A 12,561-nucleotide genomic window follows, 5' to 3' on the forward strand; every position below is an offset into this window, starting at 1 on the left:
AATCCCCGATATTGGCCGGACTATGTCTATAAACCCCGGGCGCCGCAACTCTTGCGGGAGACTGCGCGCCCGCCGGATTGGCGGCTGGCGGTGGCTGCGGCAGGCCCCAAGGCGGACATCGCGAATGGCCGGGCAGGGTCGAAAGCCGACCCTATGCCTACCCGAACCTTCTCCTGTGGTCGGCACTCCGCAACGTCGAGCGGATGAAGTCCGCCGGCGGGTCGGTCTCGGCGAGGACGGCTTCCTTGATGGCGCGGGGTTCGCCGAAGAGGTGCCCCTGGCCCATGGTGATGTCGAGCTCGAGAATGTCGACGATCTGGCGCTCGCTCTCGCATTTCTCGGCGATCAGCTCGATGCCGTAGCGGCGGGTCACGCCGGCGAAATCGGCGGCGGAGATGTCGCGCAGGGCCGGCAGGGCCGAGGCCGCGTCCATGTCGAGCAGCTGTTCGATCAGCAGGTCGGCCGCCACCTTCATGAACTTTACATCCGATCTCTGCAGGTCGGCGAAGTCGAGGTCGAGGGTCTGGACTTTGTCGATCGAGAAGCGGAAGCCGAGGTCGGCCAGCTTGGCCATGTTACGGGCCTCGACCGCGCCGCGGGCGTCGAAGGTGGCCTGGCCCAGTTCGAAGATCAGGGCCTGGTTGAGGTCGCGGTTCTCCGAGAGGAAGTCGAGGAACTGGGGGAAGAAGGTCTCGTCGCCGAGCGAGGACAGGGCGACGTTGCAGAAGACGCCGACCTTGCGGTCCTGACGCGCGAGGCGACGGACGATCTGGGCGCAGCGGAACAGCAGCAGGTTGTCGATGGCGGGAACCAGGCCCTCGCCCTCGGCGACCGAGAGGTATTCGGCCGGCATCATGATGCGGTCGTCGGCGGCGCGCAGGCGGGTGAAGCTCTCGTAGAAGATGGTGCGGCGCTGGGGCAGGGAGACGACCGGCTGGAGGTAGAGGTCAACCCGGTTCTCGGCCAGGGCGTCATGGATGGTGGCCAGCAGGACGTTGGACTGTTCGCGGTGGCGGGCCTCGTACGGATTGCTCGGCGCCGGCTGGGCCACGCGGTGTTCGAGGGTCTCGCTCATCTGCTGGATCAGGGTCTCCAGCATGCGGACCTCGCCCGACAGGGCCTCGTTGGAGGTCACCGCGCCGGACTCGATGGCCTGGGCCAGTTCGGTCAGGGCGCCCTGCGTCGACTCCATGGCGTCGGCGAGCAGTCGGTGGGCTTCGCGAACCTGTTCGATCTCGTCGCGCAGGGCGGCCTTGTCGGCGCGGCCGGCGATGCCGGTGTGAACCGCGACCATCAGGGCCATGGTGGCGATGGCGCCCGCCGCGCCCGCCCCGGCGCCGAGACCCGCGCGCCACACGAAGGCGCCGACCGTCAGGGCCAGGAAGAGGTAGCCGAAGAACAGAAAGCCCTGGGTGAGTGCGCGCATTGGAAACGGATCGTCCGTCTTCCCGGATGGAATCGCCCGAGTATCAGGGTATCAGAGCAGAACGCCTAGGCTTTCGCACGAATTCTCCCCAATCTTCGAGGTTAACGATGGAATTGTTCGATCTGAGCGGCAAGGTCGCGGTCATCACCGGCTCGTCCAGGGGGATCGGCAAGGCGATCGCCGAGCGGATGGCCGAGCACGGCGCCCGGGTGGTGATCAGCTCGCGCAAGGCCGGGCCGTGCGACGAGGTCGCTTCGGCGATCAATGCCAAACACGGCGAGGGCCGCGCCATCGCCATCCCCGCCAACATCGCCTCCAAGGAGGAGCTGCAGCGGCTGGTGGACGAGACCAACGCCGCCTTCGGCCGGATCGACATCCTGGTCTGCAACGCCGCGACCAATCCCTATGCGGGGCCGATGGCGGGGATCAATGACGAGCAGTTCGGCAAGATCCTGCAGAACAATGTGGTGTCCAACCACTGGCTGATCCAGATGGTCGCGCCGCAGATGCTGGAACGGCGGGACGGGTCGGTGATCATCGTCTCGTCGATCGGCGGGTTACGCGGCAACGCCCTGATCGGCGCCTACAACATCTCCAAGGCGGCGGACATGCAGCTGGCGCGGAACCTCGCAGTCGAGTGGGGTCCGTCGAACGTGCGGGTCAACTGCATCGCGCCCGGCCTGGTGCAGACCGACTTCGCCAAATATCTGTGGGAGAACCCCGAGCTGCTGAAACAGGTCACGGACCCGGCGCCGCTGAAGCGGATCGGCCAGCCGGACGAGATCGCGGGAGCGGCGGTCTATCTGGCGGCGCCGGCCTCGGCATACATGACCGGCCAGACGCTGGTGGTGGACGGCGGGATCACCATTGCCTGGTGAGGCTCCCATCGATCCGTCCATCCCCGGGGCAAGCCCGAGGATGACGGGGGTGGGGAAATTTCGCCAGGACCTGATCTGGCGGCTGGAGGCGGCGGCGTTCGCCGGCTTCATCAGCTTCATGAGGCTGCTCGGGGTGGAGCGGGCCTCGGCGCTGGGCGGCTGGCTGCTGCGGACGCTGGGACCGAAGACGGGGACGCAGCGCACGGTGATGCGGAACCTGCAGATCGCCTTCCCCGACATGCCCGAGGCCGAACGCGAGCGGCTGGCGCTGGCGCAATGGGAACAGACCGGCCGGGCCTTCGCCGAAACGGCGGTGATGGACATTCTGGTCAAACAGAACCGCATCGAGGTGATCGGGCTGGAGCGGCTGCACGCCATTCGGGACAGTGGAAAGCCGGTGGTGTTCGCGGGTGGGCATTTCGCCAATATCGAGACCCTTGCGGCGACGATCACGGGCTCTGGCGTGCCGTGCCAGATCACCTATCGCGCGGCCAACAACCCCTATGTCGACGCCCAGATCATCGCGGCGCGGGCCCGCTACGGCGTCAAGCTGTTCGCGCCGAAGGGCGGGGACGGGGCGCGGGAGCTGCTGGCGGGGATGGCGCGGGGCGAGTCCGTGGCGCTGATGAACGACCAGAAATTCTCGGAAGGACCCGAAGTGAGCTTCTTCGGCCAACCGGTGAACGCGGCGCCCGGACCCAGCCGGCTGGCGCTGCGCTTCGGGACGGTGCTGCAGCCGATGTCGGTGGTGCGGCTGCCGGGGGTGCGGTTCCGGCTGACCGTCTATGAGCCCATTGAGCTGACGCAGACCGGCGACCGTCAGGCCGACATTGCGCGCGGCGTACAGGCGATCACCCGCTTCATCGAGGATCGGGTGCGCGAAAGTCCGGTCGACTGGTTCTGGGTCCACAAACGGTGGCCCGACCGGGTCTATGCCGCGCTGGAGTCGCCCTTGGCCTGATCCGAGGCGCGGCGCAGCGGGCCCCTGTAGTTCGACGCGGTGGAACGACGGCGGTCGGGGCCGAAATAGCCGTCGGTCTTGACGAACGGGCGGGGCTTGAAGATCACCGCCTGGATGCGGTCGAGGATGGCCTTGGCCGTGATCGGCTTGACCACGAACTCCGTCACTCCGGCGTCGCGCGCCTCATAGACGCGGCTCTTCTCCGAATGGCCGGTCATCATGATGATCGGCAGATAGGGATTGACGCTGTCGGGGCTGTTGCGGACCAGGCGGGTGAACTCGACCCCGTCCAGGGGGAACATGTTGAAGTCGACGATGGCCAGGTCGACTGCCTGCTCGCGCAGAATCTCCAGCCCGGCGGCGCCGTCAGCGGCCTCGCGAACCTTGCGCACGCCGGCCGACTGCAACACGGCAGACGTAATCGCCCGCATATGCTGGTTGTCGTCGACCAGCAGAACCTGGAGTGCCTGAAGAGATGACATAAAACGGGGCCGTGCCGGAATCGGCGGGAGGGCGCTCAATTTAGGGGGGGAATCGTCATCCGTCCATGACCGATCAACGTTCAGTCAGAGGGGTAACCGGTTACGCACGTTCAGGGTTTCACCAGCAGCGACGGATCGAGGTTGCGGTCGCGCCACTTCATGCGCCAGCACAGGTGCGGACCGGTCGCCCGACCGGTCATGCCGACACGGCCGATCGGGTCGCCGCGCCTCAATTCCTGGCCCGCCGCGACGTCGAGCCGGGACTGGTGGAGGTAGGCGGTAATCAGCCCCTGGCCGTGGTCGATCAGGACCAGCCCGCCCTCGAAATGCAACCCTGACTGGGCCAGCGCGACCCGTCCGGCGGCGGGCGCGCGGATCACTGTTCCCTGCGGCGCCGCCAGATCGATGCCGTAGTGGGGCCGCGCGGGCGTGCCGTTGAGGACCCGCTGGCTGCCCCAGCGGCTGGTGACGCGGAAGCCTTCCAGCGGCCAGACGAAGCCGTCGCGGAAATGGTCGGCGTCGATGCGGCTGGCGAACCCCTCGGTCTTGAGCACGACCTCGCGCCGGATGCGGGCCAGGAGTTCCGGGTCGGAGGGCTCGACCGTGGAGGGCGGCAGGCCGTTGACGCTGGTCGAAGGAAACAGGCCGCGGGCGATGTCGAGGGTCCGGCGGACGGCGCGGTCTCCGAGACGGGCCTCGATCTGGACGCTGCCGGGCGCGTCGCGGTCGAAGCCGATGAGGAAGGCTCCGTCGGCCGAGGCGGCGGTCAAGGATTCGCCGTCGACGAAAATCAGGGCGCGGGGCCAGGTCCGGCCCAGGGCGTGGCCGCCCTGGACGAAACGGCCGGTGAGGGTCAGCGCCTCGTCATCCTGCGCGCGCGCCGGACCGGCGGCGATCAGGGCGCCGGAGCCGAGAACGACACCCCGGCGGTTCAGGATCACGCGACCTGGCCCAGTCGCTGGAAGGCCTCGTCGGGACCGGCATAGGCCTCCTGAAGACTGACCGACCAGTAGCGCAGGGTCTCCAGCGGGATCGACTTGCCGCTGACCGCGCAGGTCACGAAGCGGCCGGGCTTGAGCACGGCGTATTCGCCGTCGCCATAGTGGAGTGTCGCCTTGGCGGTCTGGGTCCTGGGCATGGACGCAGGCTAACCCGCGGGTGCGGCTCGCGCCACGGCTTTCGCGCTTAAAACAGATCGCCCTGCCCGGGCGGCGGACCCTTGGCGCGGGGCTGGGAGGTCGGCGCTTTCGATGCCTGCGGCGGGGCGTCGCCGCCGTCGATCCGCGCGCCGCGCGATCCGTCGGCGAAGACGAGGCGGACGGCCTGGCCGTCGTGCAGGGCGGCGGCGGCGGCGATCATGGCGCCGTCCCCGGTCTCGACCCGGGCGAAGCCGGGCTTGGGGGTCTTCGGATTGAGACCGGCCAGGGCGCGGGCGAGGGCCGCCAGCCGCGCCGTGTCAGCGTCGAGCCGCCGGGGCAGGGCGACGAGCCGCGTTCCAACGGACTCGAGTCGGGCCGCCCGCTGGTCCAATCGGCGATACAGCGGCTCCGGCGACAGGCGGGAAAGGGCGCGCAGCAGGCGATGCTCATGGGCCTTCACATTGGCGCCGAGACCTGAGCCGAGGCGGGCGGACACGGACTCAAGCCGGTCCCGGCGTCGCTCCATGGCCCGGTCGAGCAGGGCGGGCGAGAGGCGTCCCGCGACGCCGACAAGGGCGCGCTCATGCAGGACGAGATTGCGCGTCAGGCCCGAGGCCAGCCGACTGCCGGCGTGGTCGAGGCGCTGCTGCGGCAGGGCAAGGACGTCCTCGGGCCGGGCGGGCAGACCGCGGGCGGCGGCGCGCAGGCGGGTGCGGCGATCCTCGAGGATGCGACCGCCGGCGCGGGCGAGGCGGCGATCCAGATCGGCGACGGCGTAGCGCAGGTCGGCCAGCACCGGGGTGGCGACCTCGGCGGCGCCCGTCGGCGTGGGCGCGCGGCGGTCCGAGACGAAGTCGATCAGGGTGGTGTCGGTCTCATGCCCGACGGCCGAGATGATCGGGATTGTGGCGGCGGCGACGGTGCGCGCCAGCCCCTCGTCATTAAAACACCACAGGTCCTCGACCGAGCCGCCGCCGCGGGCGACGATCAGGACGTCGGGGCGGGAGATCGCGCCGCCGGGCTTGAGAGCGTCGAAACCGCGGATGGCGTTGGCGACCTGGCCGCAGGCGGCGTCGCCCTGGACCACCACGGGCCAGACGATGACGCGGCACGGCCAGCGCTCGGCGATACGATGCAGGATGTCGCGGATCACCGCGCCGGTCGGGCTGGTGATGACGCCGACGACGGCGGGGAAGGTCGGGATGGGTTTTTTGCGGCCGGGCTCGAACAGGCCCTCGCCGGCCAGCTTCGCCTTCAGCCGCTCCAGCTGGGCCAGAAGGGCGCCGGCGCCTGCGGCCTCCATGGTCTCGATGACGATCTGGTAGGAGGAACGGGCGGGGTAGCTGGTGATCTTGCCGGTGACGATGACCTCCAGCCCGGATTCGGGCCGGACTCCCAGTCCGCGGACCGATCCCTTCCAGATGACGCCGTCGATGGCCGCCTTGTCGTCCTTGAGCGTCAGATAGACGTGGCCCGAGGCGTGGTGATTCACCTTGGAGATTTCGCCGCGCAGCCGGACATGGCCGAACCGGTCCTCGAGCGTGCGCTTGAGGGCGAACGACAGTTCCGAGACCGTCTGGGGCGGATTGTTGTCCCGCGCGGGCGGCGGCGGTTCGTCAGCCGGGCCCTCGAAGACGTAGGAGTCGTCGCTCATGCGGGCAGGGTAGCGGCCGGAGGCGGCGACGGGAATGGGGCGCGGGGCGGATGTCGGCGATGGTGGCGAAGCGGTTCGACCCCGATTGGAAGCAACCCGTTCGATGCCTATGTCTGGCTCGGGCAGACCGGAGACGCCCATGCTCCGGGCGGCCGCGGGGAGCGCCGGTCTCCTGACCGTTCGGGCTCTGAGGTCACGCGTCCGCAGGGCCGGGCGGCGGGGAAGGAAGGCAAGGCATGGCGAACCAGGACGAACGGAGCCGGGGCGAGGCGGGTCAGGGCGGGTCCGTCGGCTCGGGGGGGCGCCCGATCGAACTCAAGATCCGTGACATCGGTCAGCTGTTCCAGTCCCTGGATCCGCTGCCGTTCCGCGAGCGGGATCTGGACGCTGCGGTCGAGGAATATCTCGTCGCCTGGGCGCGCGAACAGGGCGGGTCGGCTCCGATCCGTATCCTGGTCCACCTGCCCGCCGAGGAGACCCGACGAGCGGAGGCCGGGCATATCGCGGATGCGATACGCAACTATTTCGCCTATCGCGCCGAGGTCGCCGGCTGGGAGCTGAACGAGCTGTTCCGCATAGGCCGCGCCTCACTCGTCATCGGCCTGACGGTGCTGGCCTTGTGCGTCGCCCTGGGGGCGGAGGTCAGCAGCCGGGTCGGAGAGGGATATGTGGGCCGGTTCTTCGACGAAGGCCTGATCATCCTGGGCTGGGTCGCCAACTGGCGCCCGATCCAGATCTTTCTGTATGACTGGTGGCCGTTGGTCCGCCGCCGCAGGCTGTATCAGCGCCTGGCCCGGGCGGTTATCGACCTCAGGTCGCTGCGGGCGTGAGGCCGACTACCCGACCCGGCGAACCGCCTCCGGGGGAGTCGGCCGGCCCCATCCGCTGGAACTCTCCGTCAATTGCGGCCATTGTCGTCTCATGGCCGATCCCCGTGACACCGATCCCGCCGACAGGGACCCCAGCGAAAGCGAGATGGGACGGCGCAGCCATGGGACGTCGATCAGCCCGTGGCTGGTCATCGGGGCGATCCTGGCGATCGCCGCGGCGGTCTATGCGATCTCCGCCATATTTGTCTGATGCGAACGGCGACTTGACCGCCTTCGCCGGTCCGGTCATTGCCCGCGCATGAATATCCTGCTGGTCGGATCAGGCGGACGCGAGCATGCCCTGGCGTGGAAAATCGCCCAGTCGCCGCTGACGCGGCGGCTGGTCATCGCGCCGGGCAATCCGGGCATGGAAAAGCTGGGCGAGCTCCGACCGATGAAGGTCACCGACGCTGACGGGCTGGCGGGGCTGGCGCGCGAGATCAAGGCCGATCTGGTGGTGGTCGGACCCGAAACGGCGCTGGAGGCCGGCCTGGCCGACCGGCTGGCGACGGCGGGCATTCCCTGTTTCGGACCGACCGCGAAGGCGGCGCAGCTGGAGACCTCCAAGGCTTTCTCCAAGGCCTTCATGGAGCGGCACGAAATCCCCACCGCGGGCTACGGCGTCTATGAGCGGCTGCACGAGGCGCGGCAGGCGCTGTCGGTGTTCAAGCCGCCCTATGTGATCAAGGCCGACGGTCTGGCGGCGGGCAAGGGCGTGGCCATCAGCCCGACCAAGCGCGACGCCGAGGGCGAAATCGAGCGGATGCTGGGCGGCCGGTTCGGAACAGCCGGGGCGCGGGTGGTGATCGAGGAATTCATGGACGGCGAGGAGGGCTCCCTGTTCGCCGTCTGCGATGGGACGCGCGCCGTGCTGCTGGGCGGGGCGCAGGATCACAAACGGGCCTATGACGGCGACCTGGGGCCGAACACGGGCGGGATGGGCAGCTATTCCCCGGCCCCGGTGTTCACGCCCGAGCTGGTCGAGGCGGCGGACCGGCTGGTCGTGCAGCCGGTGGTCGCGGCCATGGCGGCTGAAGGAATGCCCTATCGCGGGGTGCTGTACGCCGGGCTGATGGCGACCGAGGACGGGCCCAAGGTGGTCGAGTTCAACGCCCGCTTCGGCGACCCGGAATGCCAGGTGCTGATGATGCGGCTGGACGGGGACATCGTGCCCCTGTTGCTGGCCTGCGCGCGCGGCGACCTGACGAAGGCGCGGATGCCGGCGTTCAGCCCGGACACGGTGATCTGCGTGGTGCTGGCCGCCTCGGGCTATCCCGACAGTCCGCTGGAGGGGTCGATCATCCGCGGGGCCGAGCAGGATTTCGGCCCGCATGTGCAGGTGTTCCACGCGGGGACGCGGCGGCGCGCCGACGGCCAGCTGGCGGCGGCGGGGGGTCGGGTTCTGAACGTCTGCGCGCGCGGCAAGGATATCGCCGAGGCGCGGGCGCGGGCCTATGCCGTGGTCAAGAAGATCGACTGGCCGAGCGGGTTTCACCGCACGGACATCGGCTGGCGGGCGCTGGAGCGGGAGTAGGGTTCCGGTGTGGTGGCGGGCTACCCCGTCATCTCGCTAGGGTTGAAACTTGATGCGTCGATCTTCGGCCGTGATAGGATCGCCCAATGGACGAACCACCCAAAGAACTGAGCGAAGAGCCCGGCGTGTTCGATTTTGAGGACGTTTCCGCGGACGAGGCCGAGCTGGACGCGGCGACCCTCAGAGGTCTGGCGGACATCGAGGCCGGCCGCGTTGTGAGCCATGAGGCCGTCCTGCGCTGGGTCAAGTCCTGGTCGAGCCCCAATCCTCTGCCGCGTCCGAAGTGCGGCGAGTAATCTGGTCAGATCAGGCCCTCGCCGACCTCGAGACGATCAGTCTCTACCATGCGGAATCCAGCCCCCATGCGGCGGCGCGTTTTTTCACCCAGTTGAAGGAGGCCGGCGACAGCCTCGCTCTGTTCGCAGAGCGAGGACGCCCGTCAAGCCGAGGCACGCGCGAACTCACCTCGGTGAAACCCTACATCGTCAGATATTGGGTCGCTGAGGACCGGGTCTATATCGTCACAGTCCGCCACGCGGCCCGGCGACCGGAACCGTAGGCCAAGGCGACCGGCAACCGCTCCTGATCATCCTGATCTCATCTATCGCGCCAGTATTCCAACACCTCGGCGCATGCCATGTATCGTGATGATTCCGCCGCTGCGCGCGCGCCCGGAACAGAGGGAACCCCGTGACCGACGCCTTGCCGCCCGAGCCGCCGAGCCATTACCGCGACGGGAAGGAGCGGCTCGCCGATCTGATCGTGCATCTGACCGGGCTGGCGCTGGCGCTGGTGGGTGGGGGGATGTTGCTGGGGCTGGCGATCGGGACCGGCCATATCGGGCGGCTGACGGCGTCGGCCATCTATGCGGTCGGGCTGCTGACCATGCTGGGGCTGTCGACGGCCTATAATTTCGCCGCGCCACGTTTCCAGCCGCTGCTGCGGCGGTTTGACCACGCGGGCATCTTCATCATGATCGCCGGCTCCTATACGCCGTTCACGACCCAGCATCTGACCGGAGCCTGGGCCTGGGGGATGACCTCGGCGGTGTGGGCGACAGCGATCTTCGCCGCCCTCGCCAAGCTGTTGCTGCCGGGGTTGGGCAAGGGATTCTGGATCTTCGTCTATCTGGCGCTGGGCTGGCTGATGGTGATCGCCATCCAGCCGATCATGCAGAGCCTGGGCCTGGCGCCGCTGATCCTGATGGCGGTCGGGGGGCTGCTGTATTCGGTCGGGGTGGTCTTCTACGCCAACAAGGCGATGCGATACCGGCGCGCGATCTGGCACGGCCATGTCGTGGTGGCGGCGGCGGTGCACTGGGTGGCCGTGCTGCTGGCCGTGCTGAAATAGGGCGGCGTCAGGCCCAGGCGAACAGCAGGCGGCCTTCGCCCATGCGCTCGCGCAGGGCCGGCAGGTCGGCGTGGCCGACCGAGAAGCAGCCGTAGCTGCGGCCCAGCTTGCCCTCGCGGGCGAGGAAGGCCGGGTCGGCGTAGTCGGCGCCGTGGATGATGATGGCGCGCTCGCGGGCCATGTTGTTCGAGTATTCCAGCCCGTCGAGCAGGACGTTCGGTCCCTGCTGGGCGCCGTGGCTGGCGCCGGCGGTGGCGTAGGCTCCGACCGAGGACATATGGCTGTCGGGGTCGTTGCCGAAACTGGTGGCGAAGCCCGTGTGCGCCGGGTCGGATCCGCGGCCGTGGCTGGTCCGCATCAGGGTGACGGAGCCGCCTTCAAGGTCGACCTCGTACAGCCGCTCGTCGCCCGAGAATTTCTTGAAGTCGACCAGATACATGCGGTCGCGGCGTGTGATGCGGTGGCCGTGGATGTCGAGCGCTGCGGAAGCCCGTTCCATCAGTTCCTTGCGGACCTGGCCGCGCGGGTCGAGCGGACGGGTGGTGTTGAGCTGGGACGTGATGATCCGGGCCGGACGGGCCGGGAGCTGCGGACCAGTCGTGACGGTCACGAGCGGCTGAACGCTCGCCGTCTGGGCCGCCGCGGTGGCGCAGCCCGACAGCATCGCCACGCCGCCCAGAATGAAGCCTCGTCTCGCCAAGCGCATGCGACGCCCCTCGCACGGTTACAGAACAGGTCACAGGTTGTTTCAGTTCGTGACGGGTGTTTCAACCTGAGCCTTGGTCAAGACCCCCGGATGTGTAAGGTGCAAGCCTTGTTCCGGGAGGATTTCGTGAAGCTGATCACACCATTGCTCGCCGCCGCTACCCTGTTCGCCGCCACAAGCGTTGCCGCGCAAACGCCCGCACCGACAGCCGTTTCCCCTGTGGAGGGAACAACGTTCGTCCATGTGGGGCGGCTTCTGGCCGACCCGGCGACCGGTGTTGTGCAACGCGATAAAACTCTCGTGATCGAAGGGAACCGTGTCATCGAGGTACGCGACGGCTTCGTTGGAGCAGGTCGGATCGTCGATCTGCGCGGCTCCTTCGTGCTGCCGGGCCTGATCGACAGCCACGTCCACCTGACCGGCGAGCAGAACCCGAACAGCCGGCTGGAGGGGGTGACCCAGTCGGACGTCGACCAGGCCTTTGTCGGCGCTCGTTTCGCCCGGCGGACCCTGATGGCCGGTTTCACGACGGTCGCCGACCTCGGAGCAACCAACCAGACGATTTTCGCCCTGCGCGATGCGGTGCGCCGTGGCGATGTGGCCGGACCGCGGATCATCGCCTCGGGCGAGTCGGTCTCGGTCCATGGCGGCCATGGCGACGTCAACGGCTACCGCGAAGACATCATGCATATGTTCACCGGCGAGAGCATCTGCTCGGGCGCCGACGACTGCATGCGGGCGGTGCGGCTGCAGGTCCGGTCGGGCGCCGACATCATCAAGATCACGGCGACGGGCGGGGTTCTGTCGAACACGGCGGCCGGGTTGGGCCAGCAGTTCTCGGACGAGGAGCTGGCGGCCATCGTCGGCGCGGCGCACCGCATGGGCCGCCGGGTGACGGCCCATGCCCACGGGGTGGACGGGATCAACGCCTTCCTGCGGGCGGGCGGCGACTCGATCGAGCACGGAACCTATCTGGACGATGAATCGATCCGGCTGTTCCGGCGCGAGGGGACGTATCTGGTGCCCACCCTGCTGGCCGGGGATTTCGTTGGGCGGATCGCCTCGGGGCCGAACAATTTCTTCACCCCGGCGCAGACGGCCAAGGCGCTGGAGGCCGGGCCGAAGATGCTGGACATGGTCCGCCGCGCCCATGCGGGCGGAGTGCGGATCGCCTTCGGCACCGACTCGGGCGTTTCGGCCCACGGCGACAACGCCCAGGAGTTCGCCCTGTTGGTCCGGGCGGGGATGACGCCGCTGCAGACGATCCAGGCGGCCACGGTGAATGCGGCGGCGCATCTGCGGATCTCGCAGGACGCGGGACGGATCGCCACGGGCATGCCGGCCGATCTGATCGCCGTATCGGGCGATCCGCTGACCGATGTGACCGAGCTGGAGCGGGTCCAGTTCGTGATGCGCGGCGGGGTGGTTTACCGCGAAGAATGATCCTTCTCCCGTTGGGAGAAGGTGGCGCGCAGCGCCGGATGTGGGTCGGCTGGTTGAAGCGGCGAAGCCGCCCCCGGACAGTCGACCCTCACCCTTGAGCGCAAGAACGACGGCTGCGC

15 protein-coding genes are annotated in these 12,561 nt (G+C 68.6%); 9 read left to right on the forward strand and 6 right to left on the reverse strand.

Annotated features, from left to right (window positions below):
* Window positions 1-157: 157 nt before the first annotated feature.
* Complete coding sequence (gene tipF / locus ACTIEW_RS02010) at window positions 158-1,426, reverse strand: flagella assembly cyclic-di-GMP phosphodiesterase TipF (protein WP_439476224.1); 1,269 nt, start codon at window positions 1,424-1,426, stop codon at window positions 158-160.
* Window positions 1,427-1,533: 107 nt separating this feature from the next.
* On the opposite strand from tipF, the gene ACTIEW_RS02015 reads away from it, so the two are divergent.
* Window positions 1,534-2,304, forward strand: a complete 771-nt coding sequence (locus ACTIEW_RS02015; protein ID WP_439476225.1) for an SDR family NAD(P)-dependent oxidoreductase — start codon at window positions 1,534-1,536, stop codon at window positions 2,302-2,304.
* 40 nt (window positions 2,305-2,344) lie between these two features.
* A complete protein-coding gene (locus tag ACTIEW_RS02020; RefSeq protein ID WP_439476226.1) occupies window positions 2,345-3,265 on the forward strand; it encodes a lysophospholipid acyltransferase family protein in 921 nt (306 codons plus the stop codon).
* Here ACTIEW_RS02020 and ACTIEW_RS02025 read toward each other — a convergent pair.
* The 4 genes from ACTIEW_RS02025 to xseA all read right to left on the reverse strand — a co-directional run bounded on the left by ACTIEW_RS02025 (window position 3,235) and on the right by xseA (window position 6,540).
* A complete protein-coding gene (locus tag ACTIEW_RS02025; protein WP_439476227.1) occupies window positions 3,235-3,747 on the reverse strand; it encodes a response regulator in 513 nt (170 codons plus the stop codon). The two genes, ACTIEW_RS02020 and ACTIEW_RS02025, sit on opposite strands and share 31 nt — an antisense overlap.
* A 110-nt stretch (window positions 3,748-3,857) precedes the next feature.
* A complete protein-coding gene (locus ACTIEW_RS02030) occupies window positions 3,858-4,688 on the reverse strand; it encodes a M23 family metallopeptidase (RefSeq protein WP_439476228.1) in 831 nt (276 codons plus the stop codon).
* Window positions 4,685-4,885, reverse strand: a complete 201-nt coding sequence (locus tag ACTIEW_RS02035) for a DUF2093 domain-containing protein (RefSeq protein WP_439476229.1) — start codon at window positions 4,883-4,885, stop codon at window positions 4,685-4,687. Before ACTIEW_RS02035 ends, ACTIEW_RS02030 begins: the two co-directional genes overlap by 4 nt.
* A gap of 47 nt (window positions 4,886-4,932) precedes the next feature.
* A complete protein-coding gene (gene xseA / locus ACTIEW_RS02040) occupies window positions 4,933-6,540 on the reverse strand; it encodes an exodeoxyribonuclease VII large subunit (protein ID WP_439476230.1) in 1,608 nt (535 codons plus the stop codon).
* Between the two features lie 236 nt (window positions 6,541-6,776).
* On the opposite strand from xseA, the gene ACTIEW_RS02045 reads away from it, so the two are divergent.
* The 6 genes from ACTIEW_RS02045 (at window position 6,777) to trhA (ending at window position 10,293) form a co-directional block, all read left to right on the forward strand.
* Window positions 6,777-7,370 (forward strand): hypothetical protein, encoded by a 594-nt coding sequence (locus tag ACTIEW_RS02045; protein WP_439476231.1) that lies wholly within the window; start codon window positions 6,777-6,779, stop codon window positions 7,368-7,370.
* Between the two features lie 91 nt (window positions 7,371-7,461).
* Complete coding sequence (locus ACTIEW_RS02050; protein WP_439476232.1) at window positions 7,462-7,620, forward strand: hypothetical protein; 159 nt, start codon at window positions 7,462-7,464, stop codon at window positions 7,618-7,620.
* A 48-nt stretch (window positions 7,621-7,668) separates the two neighbouring features.
* Window positions 7,669-8,943, forward strand: a complete 1,275-nt coding sequence (gene purD, locus ACTIEW_RS02055) for a phosphoribosylamine--glycine ligase (protein ID WP_439476233.1) — start codon at window positions 7,669-7,671, stop codon at window positions 8,941-8,943.
* 86 nt (window positions 8,944-9,029) lie between these two features.
* Window positions 9,030-9,239, forward strand: coding sequence for a CopG family transcriptional regulator (locus ACTIEW_RS02060; RefSeq protein ID WP_439476234.1), 210 nt, complete (start codon window positions 9,030-9,032; stop codon window positions 9,237-9,239).
* Window positions 9,227-9,502 (forward strand): type II toxin-antitoxin system RelE/ParE family toxin, encoded by a 276-nt coding sequence (locus ACTIEW_RS02065; protein ID WP_439476235.1) that lies wholly within the window; start codon window positions 9,227-9,229, stop codon window positions 9,500-9,502. The genes ACTIEW_RS02060 and ACTIEW_RS02065 overlap by 13 nt, the downstream gene beginning before the upstream one ends.
* A 131-nt stretch (window positions 9,503-9,633) precedes the next feature.
* The gene (gene trhA / locus ACTIEW_RS02070) at window positions 9,634-10,293 is read left to right on the forward strand and encodes a PAQR family membrane homeostasis protein TrhA (protein ID WP_439476236.1); all 660 of its coding nucleotides are present in this window, start codon (window positions 9,634-9,636) and stop codon (window positions 10,291-10,293) included.
* Window positions 10,294-10,300: 7 nt separating this feature from the next.
* On the opposite strand, the gene ACTIEW_RS02075 is transcribed toward trhA, so the two are convergent.
* A complete protein-coding gene (locus tag ACTIEW_RS02075; protein WP_439476237.1) occupies window positions 10,301-10,999 on the reverse strand; it encodes a murein L,D-transpeptidase catalytic domain-containing protein in 699 nt (232 codons plus the stop codon).
* Window positions 11,000-11,131: 132 nt separating this feature from the next.
* On the opposite strand from ACTIEW_RS02075, the gene ACTIEW_RS02080 reads away from it, so the two are divergent.
* Window positions 11,132-12,442 (forward strand): amidohydrolase family protein, encoded by a 1,311-nt coding sequence (locus tag ACTIEW_RS02080; RefSeq protein WP_439476310.1) that lies wholly within the window; start codon window positions 11,132-11,134, stop codon window positions 12,440-12,442.
* The last annotated feature ends 119 nt before the right edge of the window (window positions 12,443-12,561 follow it).

Origin of the sequence: Brevundimonas sp., assembly GCF_051860745.1 — a bacterium.
In the GTDB taxonomy this organism is placed as follows: Bacteria; Pseudomonadota; Alphaproteobacteria; order Caulobacterales; family Caulobacteraceae; genus Brevundimonas.

Bases quoted from the DNA above. Each gene is read 5' to 3' on its own strand.
- xseA (WP_439476230.1), bottom strand. From the start codon at position 6,540: ATGAGCGACGACTCCTACGTCTTCGAGGGCCCGGCTGACGAACCGCCG.
- ACTIEW_RS02035 (WP_439476229.1), bottom strand. From the start codon at position 4,885: ATGCCCAGGACCCAGACCGCCAAGGCGACACTCCACTATGGCGACGGC.
- ACTIEW_RS02025 (WP_439476227.1), bottom strand. From the start codon at position 3,747: ATGTCATCTCTTCAGGCACTCCAGGTTCTGCTGGTCGACGACAACCAG.
- purD (WP_439476233.1), top strand. From the start codon at position 7,669: ATGAATATCCTGCTGGTCGGATCAGGCGGACGCGAGCATGCCCTGGCG.
- ACTIEW_RS02060 (WP_439476234.1), top strand. From the start codon at position 9,030: ATGGACGAACCACCCAAAGAACTGAGCGAAGAGCCCGGCGTGTTCGAT.
- ACTIEW_RS02050 (WP_439476232.1), top strand. From the start codon at position 7,462: ATGGCCGATCCCCGTGACACCGATCCCGCCGACAGGGACCCCAGCGAA.
- ACTIEW_RS02015 (WP_439476225.1), top strand. From the start codon at position 1,534: ATGGAATTGTTCGATCTGAGCGGCAAGGTCGCGGTCATCACCGGCTCG.
- ACTIEW_RS02075 (WP_439476237.1), bottom strand. From the start codon at position 10,999: ATGCGCTTGGCGAGACGAGGCTTCATTCTGGGCGGCGTGGCGATGCTG.
- ACTIEW_RS02045 (WP_439476231.1), top strand. From the start codon at position 6,777: ATGGCGAACCAGGACGAACGGAGCCGGGGCGAGGCGGGTCAGGGCGGG.
- tipF (WP_439476224.1), bottom strand. From the start codon at position 1,426: ATGCGCGCACTCACCCAGGGCTTTCTGTTCTTCGGCTACCTCTTCCTG.
- ACTIEW_RS02020 (WP_439476226.1), top strand. From the start codon at position 2,345: ATGACGGGGGTGGGGAAATTTCGCCAGGACCTGATCTGGCGGCTGGAG.